This window comes from Draconibacterium mangrovi, from assembly GCF_010586825.1.
GTDB lineage: Bacteria > Bacteroidota > Bacteroidia > Bacteroidales > Prolixibacteraceae > Draconibacterium > Draconibacterium mangrovi.
On record NZ_JAAAGB010000008.1, the window covers coordinates 263,079 to 287,296 of the forward strand.

Consider the following 24,218-nt stretch of genomic DNA (forward strand, 5'->3'; position numbering starts at 1 on the left):
TGATCGTTAGATTTTAGCCACCAAAGGCTCCATTTTAGTCCAAAATTCGTCGTCCAAAAGCCGGGCACTTCCCACCATTGCAGCCGACTCCATTAATTCTGATATCAGTATTTCAATATTTATTTCCTGCTCATTCAAAACTCGTAGGAAAGCAGCGCTAAACAATGGGTAAGCCCGCGAGATATTTCCGCCAATCACCAAACAATCAGCATCAAAATTAGCAAGAACGGGAACAAGGAAATTGGCCAGATTGCTTCCGAAATCATCAAAAAGCGCTTTGGCAGCCTCATCGTTGCCAACACGGTCGGCAATCTCTTTTACTCCACTGCAGCCGATTCCTGTTCTGGTTTTATATTCACCAAGAAACCAACGTGTTGAAAAATAATCGTCGGCAATTCCCTCTTTGTAGGGAATGTGGTAAACATATCCCGATTCCGGCACCCGATCGCCTTCAATTACGGGAACACCGTTGCTTAAAAAGGCGGAGCCAAATCCGGTTCCCAGAGTAATAGCCACTACATTTTTATAGTTTGCAGCTTTGCTCCCCCAGCATTCGCCAACAGCAAATGATAGCGCATCATTGGAATAGCGAAAAGGAAATTCAGCAGGCAAATCCAAACGCTTTTTCAGTTCGTAGCCCACATTAATTCCGTATAGGCTGTCGTATTTTGCAACGTTCTTAAGCAAAGCAACACCATTTTTATAATCAAACGGACCTGGCACGGCTAAACCAATTCCAATCAGTTTTTCTTTATCGATTGATAATATGGATTCACTAATTGCAGCGGCCCATTTATCCAGAATCTCGTTGGCAGCAGCCTGATTGTCGACTTTAACCTCGGCCAGGCTATCCTTTAGCATTTCGCCGGAATTCACATCAACCACAACCGAGCTAATGTGACTTCCTCCTATATCTACTCCAACTGCGTAACTCATATGCTTTCCATTATTTCATAAATGCCACAACAATCATCGCTTCCTGCTCAGAATGATTACGAACAGTGTAACTTTTTGCGGCTGCAGGAACTACAAAAGTCTCGGCAAATTTAAATGTATCTTCCATTCCGTTTGCTGATTTAACAGTTACAGATGTTCCTTCAACCAGGCTCAGTACATTAAATTTTCCTCCTGTTTCAATTTCAACCTCATTGGTAAAATGAAAACGATGAACGCCATAGCTGTGTTTTTCATGTGTTGGAAGTTCGTAAAGTTTCCAGTCTTCCGCTTCCTGAAGCAGTACCGGCTCCGAAATCAGTTCCTTTTTCACCTTCTCCCCTTTTCTGTCGAAATACAGGTTTTTCATTCCATGTTCGATATTCAGCGGACGTGGATTTCCATCTAAATCAGGGCGCACCCAATCGTACATTTTAAAGGTAAAAATGTAGGGCGTTGTGCTGATCTCCAACACCAGGTTATCGATACCCGATCCGTGAATTGTTCCCGGCGGAATCAAGAAAAGATCATGCTTCTTTGCCGGAAAAACCTGCACATATTTAGTTATATCAATCGCCGTGTTTGTGTTGAAACTATCCCATAAAGCGGTTTCAAATTTCTTCGGTTCTATGTCGTCCTGAAATCCGATATACACTGAAGCATCATTTTTCCGGTCAAGAATGTAGTAGGTTTCTTCCTGCGTAATGTCTTCGCCAAAATGCTCTTTACAATACTCCGGACGCGGATGACACTGCACCGACAAATTTCCGCCATCGAAAGTGTCCAGGAAATCGAATCGTAAGGGAAACTCATCGCCATATTTTGTATGATCGGCTTCTCCCATAACTGCTTCGCCCTCGCCAAACATCAGCAAATCAAAAGAAACTTCCAGCAGTCTTCGCGAGCTTTCAAACACAATCCCATTCTCAGGCGTAATCAATTCAAACGACCACGCATAGTTCGGCACATCCGAATTTAAACCTTCGATATTGTCTTTAACCCAGGTTCCTCCCCAAACGCCGGGCTCAAACCACGGACGTACGCGGAAAAAGTTCTCGCCCATTGTCTTTAAACCTGCGCGCAAATTTTCGCCGTCCATCCATGAATATACATCCTCATGCTGGCCGTCAATGATCACATCAATGACATTTAAAATCTCCTTTTTGTGTTTATTGAGTACAATCCAGTCGACAAAATAATACCGTTTGTACATCTTTTTCATGTCGAAACACTGGCTTGCTCCCAGGTTCTTTATGCTTCCGGCACGCGCACGAAACTGCAGCTCGTTTTTGGGCAAATCGATATACAATAGCTTTCCATCCCAACCTGCAAGTGATGCTCCGGCGCCATAAATCACGTTAATATCGGTGTTTGCTTCAGCTGTTATATTCTTGAGTTTTTCTGAATCAAAATAATCTTCCAGTTTAATGGCTGCCCTCGTTCCGAATATAGAATCTTCTTCGCCCAAAAACGGAGAAATCAGTTCATCGATTTCGTTTTCAGGCTTTAAGGCCGCTTCCACATTTACCCAGTTGGTTGTTTTTCCCAATGCGGTGAGCGCATTATCCAATAACAACCTGAAGTTTTCGAAGTATACTCCAACATAACCGTCGAGAATAATTGTGCTTTCTCCTTTAAGCTTTTCGGCAAGTGCCGACAAATCGGTTGAAATTACATCGCCTCCCAATTTTAACGATGGATATATATCGTAGCCATTCACCACCGCGCCGTCTTTTTCAACAGGCATTAAAAACTGTGTTGTTTTCCGTTTTTCCATTATCTAATTTACATTTTACGCGACTTTGGTCGCAAACAGAGAATTGAGTTTAACTTATTACTGATTGATTTTTGGCGTTCCCGACATATTCAATTTAAGTTTGCCACCATCTACAATATCCTGAAACTTAACAAAAGGTGAATTTTGAACTTCTCCGTTCAACTCAATCTTTTGCACATAAACATTGTCTTTCGAATTATTTTCCGTTTCAATAACAAACTGTTTTCCTTTGTAATAATCGGGGTTAAGCTGTATGGTAATTTTATCAAACAAGGGGCTGCCAATCTGCATTTCAGGATCGATAGCAGTCAGACCTTTTACATCGAATAAACCAATACCGGCCATTACGTACCAGGCACCAAGCTGCCCCTGGTCTTCATCCTGTCCGTAACCATAGCCGTGAATCCCTTCTGTTCCGTAGAATTCGTCGCAAATGGCACGCACCCATTTTTGGGTCAGGTCGGGTCTACCCGAAAAGTTAAACATCCACGAGATATGTAAATTCGGTTGATTTCCGTGATTGTATAAAGCTTTCAGGCCTGCAAATGCATCCACCTCTTTTCCGCCTCCGAAAATATTTTTTTGCGATGCAATAAAGATGCTGTCCAGTCGATTATTAAAGGTTTCACGTCCCAGTTTCTTCACCAATTCTTCGGGCTGGTGCGGCACATAAAAAGTGTATTGAATGGCGTTCCCCTCCTGAAAACCAATCCATGGTGCCAGGGGATCAAAGTTCTGAATGAAATTACCGTCAAGATCTCTTGGCCTGATCAGTTTTGTTTCTTCATCAAATAACAACTTCCATCCATCAGACAGGCGGGATAACAATTTATAATCGTCGGTTTTGCCAAGGTGCTTGGCATATTGAGCTACCGCAAAACTGCTGAACGAATATTCCAGTGTGTGCGAAGCTGAGAATCCCGATCCTTCGTCAACGGTCACCCAGGCATAACGTTCGTCGTACGGGCTATAGCCGCGCTCCACAAACTGACGAACATCCATCTTTCCGGCACCTTCGATACGATCTCTCCACTCGATTTCGTTTTTAAGCGCGGCTTCGTAACCCAGCTCCACATCAAAGTCGCGAATTCCACAGTTGTAGGCCGCCGCTATTGCCAGGCTGGTAAAATTGGTTCCCACTCCCGAAACATATTTACTACATGCAATTCCGTCGCCCAGCCAGCCGGCATCTTTGTACACAAGCAACTGACTCTGAATCCAATCTGAATAATATTCAGGATAAGCAATGGCCCACAATTGTGTCAGGTTCCAGAAAGCTCCCCAAATGGCATCGGTATTATAGTGGTTATGAACAGGATTTCCCTTTTCGTCCAACGCAATTTGTCCCACTTCTCCATTATTTTTGGGGTAAGCACCATTCACATCGCTGGCCAAACCACGCCCTAACAGAGCATGGAAAAGCCCGGTGTAAAATTTCACTTTATCATCGTGGTTATCGGAACTAACTTTAATGCGACCCAGGTAATCCTCCCAGGTTTTGAGACTGGCTTTCTTTGCCTTTTCAAAAGTCAGATTCTTTGCCTCTGTTTCAAGGTTAAGTCTGGCATTTTCAACAGAAGTATACGACAAACCAACTTTAATGGTAACCGCTTCATTTTCTTTAGTGGAAAAGGTGAGGAAAACTCCGGCTCCTACACCGTTAATCTTCTTTTCGTTTCTGAAAATATCAGTTCCTTTAAAAGTTCCGTATGCTGTTGGTTTTTTGTCTAAAACAGCCGTGAAATACATTTTAACGTCGGCGCCTTTCTGGTATTTTTTTACGTACTCAGGTTCGGTAATCACATAACCTTCAATTCGCCCATCTGCTGTTATAACAGCTTCCGCATCTTTTACTTTGCCGCTTTCACCTTGTTGGTTGCCAATATCAAAAAGAATATTTGCCGACTCTGATTCCGGGAAAGTATAACGATGAAATCCAACACGTTTTGTGGCAGTCAGCTCGGCTTTAACTTTATAATCGTCGAGCCAAACCGAATAATAACCGGCTGTTGCATATTCATTTTTGCGGTCGAAACGCGAGCGGTATCCGCCGTCAGGATTGTCAAGATCTCCCGGAACAGTTTGCAGTTCGCCAACTGTTGGAGCAAAAACAATTCCGCCCACCTGAAACTCGTGCAGGTTCGCAAAACCTTCGATTGAACTGTCGCGGTCGTCGTAACCAACGGCTTCCCAGCCCTGCTCATTCCCGTAATGTGCATTGGTTGACGGAGCCAGTTTTGCCATTCCGAATGGCACTGCTGCCGGCGTGTAAAAGAACCAGCGCGAGTGGGCGGTTCCGATATTTGGGTCGACATATTTTGTTAGCTCTTGTCCGAAAACAAAGCTCGTAAATAGTGTAATGATCGATACTAAAAGGGTAATTTTCTTCATATTATACATGTAAATTATTTGTTTACTGATTTTTCAAGATTTGTAATTGCGGTATAAAGTACGCCTGCCGAACCGCGGAAAGTTCCAGATCCACGAGGTTCATTATTTACGGTGTACCATTCGTAAAAACCTTCATTTTCCAACACTCGTTCGGTCATCGGTAAAAGCTGCTCGTAGGCTTCGCTAAGAAAACCGTTGGCAACCAATTGCTGCACCATACGTGCACCAAACCAGGTCCAGTCTCCACCGTTTTGGTAACTATACGCTTTCATTCCCGGGTTTTGGAAAAAACCATCGGGATATACAGGGTACAAAGTAAGACCAATGGAAGCCGCCCCCGCCTGCTCTACCCGCGAAATCATTTCGTTAAGTGATGCTTTTATTTCTTCTTTCGACAGTAGACCGGCCTCAATTGCAACGGCGGTTCCGCCAAAATAATAGATGGCACTCTCGTCAAAGCCGTCAGGAAAAGGCGAGCCTTCTAAATAAATATGAGGGATAAACTGCTGCTTTTCATCATCCCATAAATGTTTACGACAGTTTGCAGATAGTTGCTCGCAAAAAGGAGCCCATTTATCCGCTAAATCCGGCACCATTTCTACCAGGTTGTTTAATGCAATAATCATCATTGCATTGTCGTATATATCAATTGCGCGGTGGGTATTTTCATCCAGATCTACGCCCCAGCTATGCTCGGGCTGAACATCTCCCCAATCAACTGTAGTGGCGCCCCATAACAAACCATATTCTTCTGAATAGCGCTGCTCTTTTAAGAACTCCATCGCCCAATCCAAACGTTCAATTACCGTTTTCCCCGCAATTTCTTCATCTAACACCGACCGATCGCCGGTTGCCTGCACATACTTATAAACAGCCTGAACAAGCGATGATTCCTGATCGGTTTCCACAGTATTTTTATGACCGGCATAACGAGGCTCCCGATCAGTGTAAATAAAGTCCTCGCGAATAATTGTATCCTTTCTGGGGGTGAACCCATCGATGATATTTCCATCCTCTCCCTGCATTCTGAAAAATACGAGCAGGTTCTTTTTTAACTCATCTGCCGAATAAACCTGTGCTGCCAATTCAATAAAAGTATTGTAATCTCTGATCCACACTTCGGCATACCCGTCTCCGGCGTTAAAACCTGTTTTAACAATTTCAAGCGCTTTTTCTTTTGTGTAAAGAATTGACTCGTTTTTTTGTAGCTGTGCCGACAGTTCTGCTTTAAGTTCTTTTTCAGGATTCTGACAAGAAATAAGCACCAAAATGGCAAGGATAAAAAATACTATTCGTTTCATTTTATTAGTGTTAGTTGTTTTCTGCTACGCCCCAGTTTTTGTTTGGCTGGGCTCCCATTTCCAATTCCAGCTTTCCGCCTTTTAATAATTCAGAAGCCGGAAATAAGAAGCTGTTTAAGGCTTTCCCGTTCAGACGGGCACTTTGTACATATTTATTTTTTCGGGACGCATTTTTTGCGGTGATTTCGAACGTCTGCCCACGGCCATAACGTTCGCCCAAATCAATAACAATCTTTTCGTACAGAGGGCTGGCGATCTCGTAAACCGGCTCTGTTCGGCAACCACCATCGGTTTGAAACAAGCCAATGGAAGCCATTACCAACCAGGCACTCATTTGCCCCTGGTCTTCATCGCCGAGGTAAGCATTTGCAGTACCTGTTCCATAATATTTTTCAATAATTGAGCGGCTCCAGCGTTGTGTTAACCAAGGTTTTCCGACCCAGTTAAAAAGAAATGCAAAGTGCATCGACTGCTGATTTCCCTGAACCACCGGGTAATCCCAATACTGATCGTTTGGTGCATTATACCGCAAGGGCTCGCTGCCTTTGAAGCCCCAGTTCAGGCGTTCAACAAATTTGTCGGCACCAATAAAGTTTGCCAATTCAGGAACATCTTGTGGCACAAAGTAGCTCAACTGCCAGGCATTTCCTTCTACATAATGATGATTGCGGCCGGTTTGAAAAGGATCAAACGGATTTTCAAAATCGCCAGTGCTATCGCGCATTTGAGCATAACCGGTTTCGGTATTGAAAGCATTTTTCCACCAGCTTCCACGGTCGTTAAAAATATTATGATCATCCTCCTTTCCTAAAGCTTTTGCAAATTGTCCCAGGCACCAATCGTCGTACGAATATTCGAGCGTATTAGAGAAACGCCCTAAATCGGAAGGAACGTATTGGTATTTCATGTAGGCCACCAGATCGCGATTTCCGGCAAAACCCCCGGCTACCTGTGTTGCAGGCGTGGTCTGCATTTTTTTCATCGCTTCAAATGCTTTTTCCGCATCGAAATCACGTATTCCCATTTGCCAGACCGACACCATTTGCGGAATTTCGTGCTCGGCAACCATTACCGGGATGTACTCCATTCCGGCAGGGCCTTTTGCTAGCCAGCCGTTTACGTCATACATGGCCAGTTGCGAGTTTACCCATTTCGATGACCATTCAGGCGTTACCAGATTCCAGAATTGGTTCAAATTCCAGAATGTGTTCCAAAAGGCATCGCAGCCCAATGCCAGGTGATTGGGATTTGAAAATTTTTGTTTTGTCTCATCCGGGGCAATCCATTCGCCGTTTACATCACTCCACGTATTTCGGCACATCGAGCGATAAAAGTTGCTGTAAAAACGAACTTTCTCCAGGCGATTATCTGTTTCGATATGAATGCGCGACAAGTAGCTGTTCCAACTATTTTTTTGATTTTCCACAACCGCCTCATAACTCCAGCCAAACGGTTCTGAAATTTCAGTTTCAAGGTTTTCTGCAGCATTTTCAATACTTACCAGCGAAATACCTGTACGCACCTGAACCACATTTGACTTTTTTGTATCGAACTCTACATACACTCCGGCATCTTTCAAATCTTTCCCGGAAATAACCTTCGAGTCGAAAATTTCGTCATTCTTCCAACCTCCAATTTTCTTAATCGGCTGATCGAACTCAATAACAAAATTTACGGTGTATTCCTGATCAGCGTCGTTACTCCACACGGTTGGCCTTGGCGATATCTGGTGACTTCTCCCTTCAATACGGGTTGCATTCACCAGCTTAATTTCCACCTCCTTCAGTAAATAATCGTATTCTGCCGGAATGTGCAGATCGATCATCACGCGCCCGTCCTGCTCCATCGGAAAAGTGTAGCGCTGAAAACTACAGCGCGTGGTAGCGGTTACTTCTGCTTCTATTTTGGTATCGGTAAGAAATACCTTGTAATAGCCGAGCGGTGATTCTTCGGCTGACTTATCAATGCGCGATCGATAGCCCGATTCAGGCTCAAACTGGTCGCCCACCTTGATTTGAAGGTCACCGTTGGTGGGCATCATTCCCAACCCGGCCATTGTCCATTCGTGAATGTGACTAAAACAACCAAGTGATTCGAAAGTAGGTTGATAACCGGCCTGCCATCCTGAATTCTGATTATCGGGGCTGATTTTTACCATACTAAAAGGCATCCACGGCCCGGGAGCGATCATCCAACGCGAATGCGCCGTGCCGATTCTTGTATCCACATAATCAGCCAGTGTTTGCAATTGCTGCTGTGCCCGCACTATTTCGCCCGACTGCACCTCCTCACCATCAATTAATATCTGATAGTTGCTTCGTTTTTCTTTTGAAACCGCCGGCATTGGAACCTCTATTTGGTAGCGTCCGGTATCCAGCTGTGTTGAGTAAATCGCCCGTTTATCCAAAAGCACCTGCAAAACAGGAGAACCTGAAAGATGCTCAACATCAACCAGCAGCGGCTGAAAATTGGTATGCCCTTTTGCTATTTCGTAATCAGCAGCTTCCACATTCCGAACAAAACCTGCCTTATTTTTATAAAGCACCACTCCTTTCGGGCCTTCCATTCTGATGGCATCAAAAACAATCCACGAACCTTCCAGAATGGTTATGCTAACAGAGTTTCCGCCCTCTATTATAATTCCCTCATCAACCGGTATTTCCAGGACCTTTTCGGAGGTTTCACCAACTGTACCGTTAATCGATTCATTCGATATTCCTTTTAAACGGAATTTTGCCGACTGATCGTTTATTGTAACCTTCACCAGCGACTTATCGGGATTGGAATCAATCAAATCGATAACCAATTTCCATTCTCCGGCAGGTAAGTCTTTTATGCCAAACAAAATATTTACTTCATGCGTACGCCAACCTGCAGTTCCCCAGGTTCCGCCCCAGGTATCATTCGGTCCGGGCAACACATACGGAAAATCTGTTTTTGGAGATGATTCGCCAATTAAATAATAGCGGTCTTCAAATCCAAAATCATTACTCAAAAAATTCTTGTAATCCGATGGACCAAGGGCAAGATCTGCCGAAGAATTGTTGTTTGTTCCGATCTCCCAAACAACTTTAGCATAAATATTTCCGTTAAAAATGAACAGAATCCCCAGCAAGTATTTTAGTAATTTGTACATATTGGTTTAGATTAAAATCGCGTAGTTCCGAAAAACTACAAGTTACTACAATCCGTCATTTTATTTGGCCAAAAACGATCAGGTAACTTACAATTGCGAAATTCATATGTTCATACATTTAAATTCTTGTGCAAACATATACATATTTTTAAAAACTTAAAATATTGAGGAATATATTTTATTTTATTGTGTTTAGCGTATCTTTGGGCGCAGATAAATGTATAAACATGAAGTTGAACATAGATCATAAAAGCCAAACACCACTGCACATACAAGCTGAAGCACTTCTTCGGGAAATGATACAAAGGGAAGAATACCAAAAGGGGAAATTGCTTCCTAACGAAGTCGACCTGTCAAAACAACTCAATATTTCGCGAAATACTTTACGCCAGGCGATTAATAAACTGGTTTACGAAGGATTACTCATCAGAAAGAAAGGTTATGGCACAAAAGTGGCTGCGAAAGGAATATCGGGGCGGGCAAAAAACTGGTACAGTTTCTCGCAGGAAATGCAGGCACTGGGAATTCAGGTTCAGAATTTTGAACTTCATGTAAGTTGGCAAACTGCCGGCAACGAAGTATGTTCGTTTTTTAATTTGCAACCCGACCAACCAGTCCTGACGTTAGAACGGTTGCGCGGAAAAAAAGACTTTCCTTTTGTTTACTTCATCTCCTATTTCAACCCGGAACTGGGCATCAGCAGCGACGAAAATTTTGCCAATCCACTGTATGAAATACTGGAAAAAAAATACGGAGTAAAAGCATCACTTTCGTACGAAGAGATTAGCGCCATAAAAGCAACACCCTTTTTGTGTAAAAAGCTAAATATTCCGAACGATGACCCGGTTCTTTTTCGTCGCCGGTTGGTGTACGACGAGAACAAACGCCCGATCGAATTCAACCTGGGTTACTACCGGGGCGATAGTTTTGTCTTTTCAGTTGAAAGTGAGCGCAAATAACAAAAAAACAAAGAGTGATAAAGAGTGTACAGAGACAAGTGATCAGCTAATTTTGTTAGAAGCACGCCTAATAAAGGTCGTGTATTGTTAATGGACCAGGTGCTTTGGGTTAATGGATGGCCGGAAGTAACAGGACAGTCTCCTTCCACACAAAATTCAATTCCGGTTTTTGAATAGCCGTTTTCTGACTAAAATTGGCCGATTAAAAAGCAAAAAAAGGAGTTTAACGTTAAACGTTAAACTCCATAACAAATAAAAGACTATTCGCAAACTGAATTTGTCCCAAATCTATTTTTCGTCTAAAACCTTACATACTTTCTGATTTATCTCGCGCACACGAGCTTCATCCAGTTTAATCACTTTACGGTCGTAAGTCATTAACCCGTTTACTTCGCCTTCCACATCGGTGGTTTGTGTGTATACTGCAGCAGAAAAACCAGTCTTTGCCATTTTGTACAACTCTTCAGCATACTCAATGTATTTATCGGTTACTTCTTTTGAGTTTTTAAACTGAACGTAACCCCAGTTGCGATCGGTGGCCCATAAATGATCTTCAAGAGCCAGGCCAATTCCACCATACTCGCCTAAAACGTTAGCACGGCTTCCATCATACAGATACATATCGGGTCCCGGATAATTGTGCAGGTCTAACATATCGCCAACACGGTAATGGTTTCCGCCACTGGCCGGATTTACCAAACGACTTTGATCATGGTTTTTGGTCCACTCAACAATCTCTTCGGTTTTAAATTGTCCCCAGGCTTCGTTAAACGGCACCCAGCAAACAATAGATGGATTAGACATGTGTTCGTCCATTATTTCCTGCCATTCTGTGCGGTAATTAGCTTCCGATTCAGGAGAACGTTTTAACTCGGTACCATCAAAATACTTTCGGTTTTGCCACTGCGGCGAGCGGTCGCCGTTTGGCATATCCTGCCATACTAAAATCCCCATTTCATCGCAATGCGTATACCAGCGTGCCGGTTCTACTTTTACGTGTTTACGGATCATGTTAAAACCAAAATCCTTGGTTTTTTGAATGTCGTATTTCAATGCCTCATCAGTTGGAGCAGTGTACAAACCATCGGGCCACCAGCCCTGATCCAATGGGCCAAACTGGAAGTAATCTTCGTTATTCAGTTGCAAGCGAACAATTCCGTTTTCATCGCGTTTGCTCGAAACCTTGCGCATGGCTGTGTAGCTGTCAACAGCATCAACAGTTTTTCCATTGCTAATAAGTTTTACTTCCAGATCGTACAGAAACGGTGATTCGGGGCTCCATAATTTTGCATTAGGAACGGCCAGCTCCACCGATTGTCCGGCAACAGCTTTTCCACTTGAAACAACACTATTTCCGTCTTTCAGAATTACCTCATACACATCGCCAAAATCAGCACCACAAACACCGGCATCAACTTTTAAACTTGCGTTGTCGATATTTGGAATGGCAACAACATCGGTAATATGTTTATCGTTTACAGGCTCGAGCCAAACCGTTTGCCAGATTCCGGTAACCGGAGTGTACCAAATTCCGTGAGGATTGCCAATCTGTTTTCCGCGCGGCTGAAATCCTTTATCCGAAGGATCCCAAACTTTTACCACCAGGTTCTGCTCGCCAGACTTGGTTATGAATGGAGTTACATCAAACGAAAAGGCATCGTAGCCACCTTTGTGCGAACCAATTTTTATGTCGTTAATCCACACCTCTGCCTTCCAGTCCACAGCACCAAAATGCAGCAGTACTTTTTTACCCTTCCACGACGAAGGCACAGTAAAAGTGCGTTGGTACCACAATTCTTTTGTTTCGCCAACGGTTTTCTGAACACCCGACAAACTTGATTCTACCGCAAAAGGAACCAGAATCTCACCATCGAAATCAGCCGGCTGTGCCTGCCCGGCATCGGTAATGGCATAATTCCACAAACCATTCAGGTTTTGCCAGTCGGCGCGTTCCATAATCGGTCGCGGATATTCAGGCAACACATTGTTTACATCAATTTTTTCGGCCCATGGGGTTTTAATTTTGTCGCCGGCAGGCTTCCATTGGGCAATACTTGTTAATGCGCTCAGCGCAAAAATCAGAACAATTAATCCTTGTTTCATTTTAAAATATTAGTTGGTTTAAAAAATTCATTTTAAATAGGGTCCGCTTTCATTCCAGCCGACCTCTGTTTTTGATATATACCAAGTTTCTCCCTGATCATTATTTCCCTGAAAAAACAAGTACGTTCTGCCATCCTGATCTTCAAAGATATGAGGATGCCCCGATTCACTTGAGTTCCATGTTCCGGGATCGCCATTGGTAAGAAATGGCTTATTCGATAATTTTTCCCACTTCAGCCCGTCGCGGCTTTTTGCAACTCCAACTTGCTGAGGTTTGTTGTTGTAAGCTCCGGCATAAAACATATAGAGCCATTCGCCTTTCTGAATTACAGATGCACCTTCTGTACACATTCCTTCCCAAGGAAACTCCGGAGTAAGTATTGGCTTATCACACTTCTGTGTCCAGCTTTCACGTTTAAAACCACCATCAAGAGGTGAAACTGCCACGCCCATAATCTGTATTTGCATATCCGGGTTGCGTGTGGCAAAAAAGAGATAATATTGGTTATTAAATGAATAAACTTCGGCATCGATTGCACGGCCACTGGTCCATTCTCCCGTTGGATGGAAGATCGGATTTGTGGTATTTCTTGTAAAATGGATACCGTCAGCAGACCAGGCATGACAAATCGCATCATTTCGCCAGTTGCCATAAGTTTGATAAAAAAGATGTACCGTATCGTTTACGACCAATGCACACGGAGCACATATACCTTTTGCTTCCAGGTCGCCAGAAGGTGGTACATCGGCAATTTTTTCCCAGTTGACGAGATCCGAGCTTTCGGCTACGCCAATTCCCCACCCTTGCATATCATTATCTCCGGTTTCAGAAGGCGGTGCACTTGTGTACATTAAATATCTTCCTTCGAAATGGATAACATGCGGATCTTTCGAAAAGGCTTTTCCCAAACGGGAAGTGTCTCCGTAATACATTTCAGGCTGTGCTATTACAGCCAGGGTATTCAAAAGAATAATTACTGTAAACGGAATTTTGTATTTCATAGTAATAGTTGTTTAATTATTAATTCTACACTACATGGAAAAATGCTTAATGATGATTTATCGCATGCATTAGATAAAGCACACCGACAGTATTTTCAGCGATACTGTTTGTATCTCCAAAAATATCTCTCCTTAATTACAAACCGGGAATTCCGAAATCCTCAAAGTTGTACAGCCATAAGGAACCAAAATTATTTCATCCTCATTTTCCTCTACAATACGGTAAGGCCACGCTGGTGAAGGAGTTTTGCCGGCCATGTTTCGATCCTCCGTCCAGATAGGCATACGTTTACCTTTTGTTTTTACAATAATCGGCGCATTTTCCAGATTCCACGGATTTTTAGCTATTTCATCGCTTACTTCAGTCTCGAGCTTGTTTTCATCTATTTCGCTTTTTAGTAAAGCATAATTCCAGGGCGATTTTGGCAACACTTCCCAGAAAGTATCATCGTATTTATTGTTTGTTACTTCACGCCACTCCTCATCAATTTTCAGGGCGTAAACCAGTGGTCCGCGCTCAATTCCCAAGGACATTTCGTGCCAGTAACTATACCTGAAATCCATGCCCAGGTTGAGTTCTACTTTGTCGCCCGACTTCCACTCACGATCAAGCACTACAATTCCATTTTCAGCTTCAACTTGCTGAACCGAATTGTTTACTTTTAATGTGAACGTTTTACACCATTCAGGAATTCGCAAATGAAACGGAAATCTTACTGCACTTTCACAATCAATTGTAAATTGAATTTGCTCTTTAAACGGATAGCCGGTTTCTTCTTTAATGGTCACCATTTCGCCATTTGCAACTTTTGCAGTAATTGTAGTAGGTCCGTAAACCAAAGCAGCCAAACCATTATCTGCCGTTGCAAACCACGTGCTTTGTACAAATTTTGGCCAGCCCTGGTGCATATTTGTCAAACAACATGGGTAACCGGTTGTAGTTCCAAATACATTTCGTCCTTCGCGGTCGTTAAAAAAATTTCGTTCATCATCCGATACCTTTATCTGGTTAGCCTGCTGAAAATATTGTTTCCGCATATAATCATCGGTACTTTGGGTTGGCAGCACGTTGTAAGCTATTTTTTCCAGGTAGTCGGCATAATAAACATCGCCGGTTATTGGAATAATATTCTCGAAACAAAACATCATTTCAACAGCCGAACACAGCTCCGAACCTTGTGTTGGATCGTTTCCGTGCAGACGTTCATCACCACCATACATGCCGTTTACAAAACCATGTACATCTTTTAGTGATGCCAGTCCCTTCTTCACCGATTCCAGGTATTTTTCCTCGGGATGCTGCTGATAATAAACGATCGGCTCTTTTAATCCCTGCGCTACATTTACACAGTGCAAATCGGGTAATGGATTCAGCTTTCGAATCATATCGCCGGCATACACATTTGTCCAGTCAAAAGTTTGTTCATGAATGATCTCTGCCAGTTCGAGCAAAAATTTATCGCCGGTTATATTGTAAAGCCAGTAAACCACTGCAAGGTTGTCGCCTCCCCTACGATTTGCCCAGAAAGTTACATAGCCCAATTCATTTTCGGGAAGCATTTTTAACTGGTACTTAAAGTAGTTGGTCATTAAAGTGATCACGCGCTCGTCGCCGGTTGCGGTGTAATATTGCTGCAATACTTTAAGCATTACCATTTTGGGCCACCAATCGTTACGCATGGTTTGCTGCGTACCGGGAATGGGCGTATACCCTTCGGGCAATGGTTGTGGCCCGAAATAGCCATCTTCTTGCTGGTTATTAATACTCCATTCGATCCATTTCTGGGCTTTTGCTTTTAGTTCGTCATCATCTAATAGATAAGCCAGCGGAACAAGTCCATCAATCCAATATGGTCCGCGCTCCCATCCATCGCCGGTTCCTCCCAACCAACCGTTATTATCGCCACACACCACTTCGTAAATACTATCCAGATGGCCGGTTAATCCATTTCGCTGGATCTTTAACATTTCAAGCAAAAATCCTTCAGCTTTTACCGCCCCCAAAGGAAGTGCCGTATAGGGTTGATTAATCAACGGTGCCTGGTTGGTTATATAATGGCTGTTTCGTTTCTCTTTTCCGAAAGATGAAAAAGCGATCAGAATCAGGCCAAGGCAAAGTAGTGGTAATTTTTTCATCGGTTTAAGTTCTGATTATTTTAGGTTTTATTTTACAGGCCGGGCCTGCACTCCTTCGAATGTAATTTTTACGGGTTTAATAAATCCCTCATCATCAAAGTACATGCGGTCGATACAGGTTTCGCGGTGGTTTCCATCAGTTTCACCCAGTGGTCTGCGATGATAAACAATGTAATATTCATCAGTTCCGGGAACATGAATTACCGAATGGTGTCCGGCGCCTGTTGCTACTTCCGGATCCTGTTTCAGAATCTTTCCAACACGTTCAAATGGTCCGAATGGCGAATCGGCGATGGCATAAGCCACGCTGTAATCGGGCCCGGTCCAGCCACCTTCGCTCCACATAAAATAATACTTGCCGTTGCGGATAAACATAAACGGACCTTCCACATAACCCTCGGGCGTAACTTCTTTGAAAATTTCACCATCTTCAAAAGGAACAAAGCCTGTGAAATCGTCCTTTAGCTTAGCAATGTTACAATGACGCCAGCCACCATAAAACATATAATACTGGCCGTCTTTATCGTGAAAAACAAACTGGTCAATGGGTTGTGCACCGTTGTAAAATTTATCGATCAGCGGTTTACCAAGGTAATCTTTAAATGGTCCTCCCGGAGTATCGGCAACACCAATTCCTATTCCACCTTCTTCCTCATCGCTCTGAATATCATTTGCCGCAAAAAACAGGAAATATTTTCCGTCTTTTTCAATAATGGCCGGCGCCCACATGGCACGCCATGCCCACTTTACTTCTGTGGTATCAATAATTCGTTCATGCTTTTCCCAGGTCACCAGGTCTTTTGACGAGAAAGCATCCATAAAAACCTGTTCGTTGTATGGTGCCGAATAAGTTGGGTAAATCCAGTATTCATCTCCGAATACAATTCCTTCAGGATCGGCATACCAACCTTCAAAAACCGGATTATGATTGTTGCCTGTTCTTTTTTGAGCTGTACTGTTCAGAAACAATACTAAGAAACAGGAAATAAGTAATAAACTTGAAATTTTACGGATTGTCATCATATAAATTATTAATAGTTGTATTTAATTTCTAATGTTGAAAAACGGAAGGTGCTTTTCTCCTTTCCGCGGGTTACGAATCCAACTCGCGGAGCAAATCCCCATTGTGCCAGAAATGTTCCGTCAACCTGCTGTTCGTTGTTTACCACAACAGGCATCCAGTCTTCGCCATTTTCCGACCAGAAGAACTGAAAGTAGCGGCCGGATACAGCTTCGTACTTTAGGAACACGGATGCAGGATTATTCAATTTCTCCTCGGCAAGAATCTGCTCTTCGCCCTTGTTTAGTTGATAAAGCACCAATTTCGATTTATCCACGGCCAGACTCAATACATGGCCCTGATTGCTGTATATACCTATACCGCTGAGCTCTTCTGCAGGAATAACTTCTGAAGTGAGACTGTAATTTCCTGTTTCAGGACGTAATCCCAAAAATGCGGCTCCGCTTTCCTGAGTGCTAATTACCAACTCGCCGGCATCAATTTTCGACTCAAATTTCACCCCTTTTACATCCCACTCAAAGCCGGATAAATTTCTATCGGTTGAAAAATCATCTCTAAAAACAGAATCAACTTTTTGAACGGTGTTCTCAAACGGAACCGGAGCCATTTCGGATGGTGTACCACCTTTAAAATAGGGGCACCCCGTTTCCTCGTTCCATAACATTTCATCCAGCATTACCTGCCTTCCAATAAATTCAAAATCGGTGGCATTATATGAATGATACATATAAAAATAACTTCCATCGGGTGTTTCGACCAAAGTTCCGTGACCGGTACAACGCCAGGTTTCCCCGCCCTGCAAAATAGGTTCAGGCAGTTGCTCCCAGCCTTCTCTCAGGTTTTTGGAACGAGCCACCAGTACGTGATAATCGCAACGGTTATCGCAACAACCTCCGGCCGAATTAAACAGGTAATAATACCCGTTTCGTTTTATCAAACATTGTCCTTCATGTCCGGGGCCTTCCCATCCTTTTGATTGATCGGTTAGGGAAAATTGTTCACCGACTAAACTCAAACCGTCATCACTTAATTCCGACGCTAAAATCTGAATCTCGCGGTCGGGTGTTAGTCCGTAAGCTTTCCAGGTAATGTATAATTTTCCATCGTCATCCTTAAAAATAAAAGCATCGATGGCTTCGTCGCCCCATTCAATTATAATCCCCTGATCGGTAAATCCTTTGTGAATATCTTTTGTAGTTGCCACTCCGATACAGGCAATTCCGGTATCCTTTCGTTTGGTGGTGTAATACACGAAAAATGTGCCGTTGTTATAATAAAGTTCCGGTGCCCAAAAATCTTCCGAAGCCCATACAGGAGGCTCATTAAAAACGGCTCCTATACTTGTCCAGTTAATTAGATCGGTTGATTCGAACAAGGGATAAACCGGAGCAAAATCGTTGGTGGTGCCAACGGCATAATACATGTCGCCTACCCTGACAACCGACGGATCGGGCAAATCTCCTTTAATAACCGGGTTTTTATAATATACCGGCTCCTTATCTTTTTGCTGTGCCGAACAAGAAAATAATACGGCAGCCACTGCCAAAATTAAAATATGTTTTATCATCACTGTTTATTCTAAACTATTCATTGTAATCGATCCAAACTTTCATTCTTCCTGCTTCTCGGTTATCCCAGGCAAAATATGGGATCAGCGTAAAATTCTCCTCGCTGGTTTTTCCCTGAATTTCAACCATACCATCCAAAATACCTGAAGCATAAGCGGTTTGAAAAGTACTGGCATCCGTCAATTGAAGATCGTTCCAGTTTTTATTGACCAGATCGTTTTCTTCCACACAATAAACCAAAGGACCACGCTGAATGGCACGTTTTCCAACATTTGCGGTTACCCGCGGATCGGCAGCTACAACTTCAACCGGCATGTCGAGATTCAGTTCTACTTTATCTCCCTTTTTCCAGCTTCTTTCCAGGGCAACATAACCGTTCTCTTGTTTGGCGGCATTTTGCTTTTGGCCATTTACTGAAAGGGAAAAACATTTACACCAGCCCGGAATCCGAAGATATAAAGGAAAATCCGTCTCCTTTTCAGGCTGAATTTCCAATTCGATCTTACCATTCCAGGGATAATTGGTGTTTTGTATAAGCTCCAGTTTTGTATGCTCAACATCCATGGTTGCCGTGCTGCCCACATACAAATTCACAAATACTCCTTTTGCCCCGGAAACGGCATATATATACCCACCAACGGAAGGTAAAAACCTTGACACATTGCTTGGGCAACAGGCGCAACCAAACCACTGCTGGCGATGATGATGACCTTCCGATTCTAACGGATTCACATAAAAGAAACGATCTCCTTCAAGCGAAATGCCGGCCAATACACCATTATACATCGATCGTTCCATTACATCGATGTATTTGGCGTCCTGCGAAAACAGGTTCATGCGGTTGTTCCACAAAACCATTCCTATTGACGCGCAGGTTTCGCAGTAAGCTTCTTTGTTCGGAAGATCATAATCGGTTGAAAATCCTTCGTTATCGCCTGAGCTGCCAATTCCACCCGTAATGTACATATTTCGTTCAACCACATCTTCCCAAACACGTTCAAGAGCAGCTGTGTAAGCCGGTAAATCTTTTTCAGCTGCCACATCTGCCATTCCCGAAAACAGGTACATGGCACGCACAGCGTGTCCTTTTATATCCGAAATTTCTGAAACCGGCACATCGTCCTGGCAATAAGCCGGTCCCCAGTGTTCCTTATTCCAAATTTCACCCTTACCATGGCCATGCCCTCTTTCTTCGAGCAACCAGTGCGAAAGATCGAGGTATTTTTTATCTCCGGTTTGGTGATAAAGCTTAACCAGTGCCAGTTCTATTTCTTCATGTCCGGCCACCCAGTGTTTTTTCCCGGGGCCAAATTCTGATGCCAGATGATCGGCAAATTTTACCGCTACATCAAGAAAACTGTCTTTCCCCGTAGCTTTATGATGAGCTACGGCTGCTTCAATCATGTGCCCGCCGCAATACATCTCATGCTTCTCCATATCCGTCCATCTGTCCTCCGGATGGTTCAGCGTATAAAAGGTATTCAAATACCCATCTTCTTGCTGTGCTTTGGCTATGTATCCAATCCACTTGTCGAGCAAAGTTTCGTGCTCAGGATTTGGATTATTGATCAGCGAATACGCAATGCCTTCCATGGCTTTATACACGTCCGAATCATCAAAATAAATCCCCTCGTGTCCGCCCTCCATTAATCCGGCGGCCTTTATAAAATTATTGATGCGTTGAGTTGAATCCTGAGTTTGCGCGACACAGGTTTCGAGTGTTGCATGAGCATGCGCCTGCAATCGTGAACTCCAAAACTGATCGGTGATTTTAACCTGATTAAAAGGCACCTGCTGCGCAGTGTAATTTGAAGCAGGTTTCTTGTAGGCTGAAAATACAACGATCAGTGCCAGAACTGTTATATTCAAAACGTTCTTCATCGCCTATTTTTGTGTTGTTGTTGGTCCGTGAACAACTAATTTCCCATCAGCAGTAATTTCCATCGGATCGATAAAAACAACCCGTTCCTCGCCGGTTTCCGATGTTCTTCCGTGGTAAACACAAAGCATTGTTTTTCCATCAGGCGCTACCGTTACCGAGTTGTGTCCAGTTCCGGTTACAATTCCACCCTGCTCAACATTTTTTTGCAAAACCGGGTTGTTATCGGCTTTTTGGAAAAGCCCCAGTGGCGAATCGGAAGTGGCATAACCCACCGCATAATTTTTACCGCCAAAATAGTTGGCCGAATACATAATGTAGTAGGTATCTTCATTTTTAAACAGGTACGATCCTTCGGTCCAGCGGCGGTTTACCTCGCCTGAAGTTACCGAGCGGCTTTCCCATTCTGCTTGCTGATCGTCCATTTTTAAGGGCGGACGCAACAACAGTTTTGGTTCGCCGATAATTCCTGAAAAATCAGGTTGCAGTTCCACTCCATACACCCAGCTTTCCTCAATCTCGTCAAACATTCCTTTTTCGCGTGCCCAGTCGGCCACTTCGCTTTCAACAGGATTTTTATAGCAACAACGCGAATAATAAAGGTAAACTTTATCGTTTTCGAACCAAAGATTACCGTCGATTACCGGGTAACCCGGATCAAATATCGGACGATCGAACAAATCGGTATACGGTCCGGTTGGATTATCGGCCACAGCCACTCCAATACGGAAATTTTCTAATTCGTTAGTCGGATTTTCGCGCCAGTCGGCACTAAACAGCAGGTAAAAATTGCCGTCTTTTTCGTACAACTCAGGTGCCCAGAAATTAGCAGTATTCCACGAGTCGGAAGTATTTCCCTGGTATATACGGCCTTCATCTTTCCACGATTTTAAATCGGCAGAAGAATACATTTTAAAACCGTCTTTTACTCCGCCGGTTCCAATCATGTAGTACATTCCATCCGACGCTTTAAGAATGTATGGATCACCAAATTCAACGGGTAAAGGATTTTCGATTTTTAGTTGCTTTTTCTCCGACTGACAAGCCGTAAAAAACGTCGTTAGCAGGAATAACAAAATAAGAGAAAAGTTGTGAAAACAATTCTGTTTCATGATAGGTATGTGGTTTTAAGTTAAAAATTTCCACCAATCAAACTTCCATTGAATGAACCCGGTTTCGTGGTTAACGATATTCTTTCTTCGGGCCACTACAACTGAAAGGTTGTTGGTTTTAGTATACAATACGAAAATAATCAAGTTCAGGCCATTGGCAATAATTACCTGCCCGAAACCGGATTCTTCCCTGATGGATTTTTGGTTTTGGGCAGGTAAAAGTATTCCCTTTTTGAATCGATTAATTTTCTAAATTCTTATTGAGTATCCGCTACACTAAAGCGGTAAATACTGGCCGTAGAATAAGTCTCTCCCGGATTTAAAATAATTGATGGGAAAGCAGGCTGATTTGGTGAATCAGGGAAATGTTGTGTTTCCAAAGCGAACGACTCACGAAAATCAAAGGTCTTTCCGTATTTTCCGGTATCTGCTCCATCCATAAAGTTTCCGCCGTAAAATTGAATACCAGGCTCTTTCGTAAATATCTCCATTTTTCTTCCGCTTGCCGGCTCAACAACAGTTGCTGCCCACGACATTTCGCCATCAACGGTTTTATTCAGTGCAAAATTATGGTCGTAGCCCAAACCGTTTTGCAACTGTTCGTTTTCGCTTTGCAATGCCAAATCAGCACCAATAGCTTTTGCTTCTCTGAAATCGAACGGCGTTCCTTCAACAGGCACATTTTCGCCAAATGGAATTAATGTTGAATCAACAGCCGTAAAATTATCAGCATTGATGGTCAACAGGTGATCATTGATCGTTCCGTTGGCTTCACCTTTCAGGTTGAAAAAGGCATGATTGGTTAAATTCACCGGCGTACTTTTATCGGTTGTGGCTTTGTAAGCCATTTTAACCTCATTCTGCGGTGTAAGCGTATAAGTTACTTCTGCATTTAAATTCCCGGGGTAGCCCATTTCGCCGTCTTTCGACAGATAGCTGAGAACAATTGATGTGTCGTTCACTGCTTTTACATCCCAAACTACATTGTGAAATCCTTCAGGGCCTCCATGTAAATGATTAGGATCGTTGTTAATTGGCAAGGTATACTCTACATCATTCAACGAGAATTTACCTTTTGCAATACGGTTTCCAACACGACCGATTAATGCTCCGTGAAATACTTCTTTGGCGTTCAGGTAAGCATCGATTGAAGGGAATCCGAGGACCACATCAGCCATTTCTCCGTTTTTACCGGGTACCAGTAAACTAACGATACGACCACCATAATTGGTTACAGCCATGGTAAGTTCTCCGTTTTTCAACTCGTACAAACCGGTTTCTTTACCAGCGATTGTAGCTTTAAAATCTGCTTCTTTAAGACTTCCGCAGATTAATTGCTCTGCAGGTTTTTGATTACAGGCAACAGCAAGAGTTGCCATAACAAGTGCAATAAATAGGTTTCTTGATTTCATTTTATTTGTTTATCTAATTTTGTTCTATTTCTACCTCTCCAGATGGACAGTGCAGCGGTTTGCCAGCCTTAACAGCTTCGCCAAAATCAGGTGTTCCGTCGGCATTCCATGTAAAAGGCTGCATCCGTACATCGCGATCCCACCCGGGTTCTGTTGTTTTTTTCGAGTGGTAAATAATCCAGTCCTCAGTGCCATCAGGCGACTTAACAAACGAAACATGCCCCACTCCGTGAACAGAATCATTTCCTTCGAAAACCGGACCGGTTTTAACCCAGCTTTCAGGATCAAGCGGATCGGCGCCTGAGTCTTCTAGCTGTAACATTCCCTGACGGTATTCTTTCAGCCACGATTCGCGACAGGAGTAAATGATAAATACCTGATCATCATGTTTTAAAACCTGGGGCCCTTCGTTCAAATTTAACGGACCACCGGTTTCCCAGCTTTCTTCGGGCGACGAGAGCAAAACTCGCTTTCCTTTTAAGGTGTATGGATTTTCCATTTCCTGAATAAAAAGGTGCTGCGGTGTGGCATCGGTGTCCCTTTGTTCCAGCCATCCCGACCAAATTGCGTACAATTTATCGTTATGCTCCAGCACGGTCATATCAATAGCCCAAACGTTTTTTGAGCTATCCTCAGGATTGTCGCCAGTATTCAACATCCCCATATCTTCGTATTCACTATAAACATTATCGTTTACCGAGCGCAAAACCCCTGTTCGCTGATGAATAAAAGGAGGCCCCGAAACGCCGGCAGCATAATAAACATACCAGTGCCCATCAATAAAATGGATTTCCGGTGCCCATACACAGTTGCTGTTCCATCCTGTTGCTGGTGCTTTCCAAATGGTTTTTGCCGGTTCTCTTTTGGTCATTAATTTTGAACTGGAAACAGCAATTCCGTTGTTTCTTGAAAAACAGTAAATATAGTCGTCGCCCTGTTTTACCAGCCACGGATCGGCACCGTTCCAAACGGGATTAGTAAAAGTTGTTTCTACCGTATCTTTTGGTAAGTCTTCGCTTTTAGCGCAGGCACAAAGCGCTACCAGCAAGAACAGTGTTATATAAATTCTCAACTGCATTTTTCTTTATTTCAACGGAGAGGCGTACACGCACGCCTCTCCGTTATATGTTACTTCTGACTATTCTGATAAATGTAATCGACTACAAAAGATAGAATTCTTCCCAACCTTTACGTGGAGGAGGGCCTTGCAATAAATCGTTTGCCAGCGAACTGTTTGTGATCTGCTTGCTCTCGCGATCAAATTTCAGTGTGGTATTCAGGCGTTGTGCCAGCGTTCCCAAAACAAATACCTGGCTTAGCGGCCCGGAAACCTCAAACGGCGAGCGTGTTTTCTCTTCGCCTTTACAAGCCAGTACAAAGTTTTCGAAGTGACTGGATGGACTTTTGGGAACTTCCGGTAGGTTTTGTTTCACTTTTTCTGCCTTTTTCGACGGCAGTATCGATAAAGTACTTCCGTGCGAGCCTCCT

Annotated in this window: 15 protein-coding genes and 1 pseudogene; 1 reads left to right on the forward strand and 15 read right to left on the reverse strand. The window is 43.3% G+C overall.

Annotated features, from left to right (window positions below; all coding sequences use genetic code 11):
- Positions 1 to 6 precede the first annotated feature (6 nt).
- The 5 genes from G4420_RS18600 to G4420_RS18620 are packed head-to-tail and all read right to left on the reverse strand — an operon-like array spanning position 7 to position 9,538.
- A complete protein-coding gene (locus G4420_RS18600) occupies positions 7 to 936 on the reverse strand; it encodes an ROK family protein (RefSeq protein WP_163325445.1) in 930 nt (309 codons plus the stop codon).
- 10 nt (positions 937 to 946) lie between these two features.
- The gene (locus G4420_RS18605) at positions 947 to 2,710 is read right to left on the reverse strand and encodes a class I mannose-6-phosphate isomerase (protein ID WP_204273744.1); all 1,764 of its coding nucleotides are present in this window, start codon (positions 2,708 to 2,710) and stop codon (positions 947 to 949) included.
- A 57-nt stretch (positions 2,711 to 2,767) separates the two neighbouring features.
- Positions 2,768 to 5,101: a GH92 family glycosyl hydrolase gene (locus G4420_RS18610; RefSeq protein ID WP_163325446.1), complete on the reverse strand. Its 2,334-nt coding sequence runs from the start codon at positions 5,099 to 5,101 to the stop codon at positions 2,768 to 2,770.
- 14 nt (positions 5,102 to 5,115) lie between these two features.
- Complete coding sequence (locus G4420_RS18615) at positions 5,116 to 6,402, reverse strand: glucosidase family protein (protein WP_163325447.1); 1,287 nt, start codon at positions 6,400 to 6,402, stop codon at positions 5,116 to 5,118.
- Positions 6,403 to 6,412: 10 nt separating this feature from the next.
- On the reverse strand, positions 6,413 to 9,538 hold the full coding sequence (locus tag G4420_RS18620; protein WP_163325448.1) for a GH92 family glycosyl hydrolase: 3,126 nt from the start codon (positions 9,536 to 9,538) through the stop codon (positions 6,413 to 6,415).
- Between the two features lie 227 nt (positions 9,539 to 9,765).
- On the opposite strand from G4420_RS18620, the gene G4420_RS18625 reads away from it, so the two are divergent.
- Positions 9,766 to 10,497: a GntR family transcriptional regulator gene (locus G4420_RS18625; protein WP_163325449.1), complete on the forward strand. Its 732-nt coding sequence runs from the start codon at positions 9,766 to 9,768 to the stop codon at positions 10,495 to 10,497.
- 288 nt (positions 10,498 to 10,785) lie between these two features.
- Here the strand turns inward: G4420_RS18625 and G4420_RS18630 are convergent, their stop codons facing one another.
- From G4420_RS18630 to G4420_RS18675, 10 genes and pseudogenes are all read right to left on the reverse strand, one after another.
- Positions 10,786 to 12,600: a glycoside hydrolase family 2 protein gene (locus G4420_RS18630; RefSeq protein ID WP_163325450.1), complete on the reverse strand. Its 1,815-nt coding sequence runs from the start codon at positions 12,598 to 12,600 to the stop codon at positions 10,786 to 10,788.
- A gap of 27 nt (positions 12,601 to 12,627) precedes the next feature.
- Positions 12,628 to 13,602 carry a family 43 glycosylhydrolase gene (locus tag G4420_RS18635; RefSeq protein WP_163325451.1) on the reverse strand — a complete coding sequence of 325 codons (975 nt, stop codon included), beginning with the start codon at positions 13,600 to 13,602 and terminating at the stop codon, positions 12,628 to 12,630.
- 132 nt (positions 13,603 to 13,734) lie between these two features.
- Positions 13,735 to 15,738, reverse strand: a complete 2,004-nt coding sequence (locus tag G4420_RS18640; RefSeq protein ID WP_163325452.1) for a beta-L-arabinofuranosidase domain-containing protein — start codon at positions 15,736 to 15,738, stop codon at positions 13,735 to 13,737.
- A gap of 27 nt (positions 15,739 to 15,765) precedes the next feature.
- A complete protein-coding gene (locus G4420_RS18645) occupies positions 15,766 to 16,758 on the reverse strand; it encodes a glycoside hydrolase family 43 protein (RefSeq protein WP_163325453.1) in 993 nt (330 codons plus the stop codon).
- A gap of 11 nt (positions 16,759 to 16,769) precedes the next feature.
- Positions 16,770 to 18,326 carry a glycoside hydrolase family 43 protein gene (locus tag G4420_RS18650; protein ID WP_163325454.1) on the reverse strand — a complete coding sequence of 519 codons (1,557 nt, stop codon included), beginning with the start codon at positions 18,324 to 18,326 and terminating at the stop codon, positions 16,770 to 16,772.
- A gap of 16 nt (positions 18,327 to 18,342) precedes the next feature.
- Entirely contained in the window at positions 18,343 to 20,208 is a 1,866-nt protein-coding gene (locus G4420_RS18655; protein ID WP_163325455.1) for a glycoside hydrolase family 127 protein, read from the reverse strand.
- A 3-nt stretch (positions 20,209 to 20,211) separates the two neighbouring features.
- Positions 20,212 to 21,318, reverse strand: a complete 1,107-nt coding sequence (locus tag G4420_RS18660; protein WP_163325456.1) for a glycoside hydrolase family 43 protein — start codon at positions 21,316 to 21,318, stop codon at positions 20,212 to 20,214.
- Positions 21,319 to 21,575: 257 nt separating this feature from the next.
- Positions 21,576 to 22,730: an aldose epimerase family protein gene (locus tag G4420_RS18665; protein WP_163325457.1), complete on the reverse strand. Its 1,155-nt coding sequence runs from the start codon at positions 22,728 to 22,730 to the stop codon at positions 21,576 to 21,578.
- Between the two features lie 13 nt (positions 22,731 to 22,743).
- Positions 22,744 to 23,808 (reverse strand): glycoside hydrolase family 43 protein, encoded by a 1,065-nt coding sequence (locus tag G4420_RS18670; RefSeq protein WP_163325458.1) that lies wholly within the window; start codon positions 23,806 to 23,808, stop codon positions 22,744 to 22,746.
- A gap of 82 nt (positions 23,809 to 23,890) precedes the next feature.
- Positions 23,891 to 24,218 (reverse strand): annotated as a pseudogene (locus tag G4420_RS18675) (gfo/Idh/MocA family oxidoreductase); the annotation flags it as partial.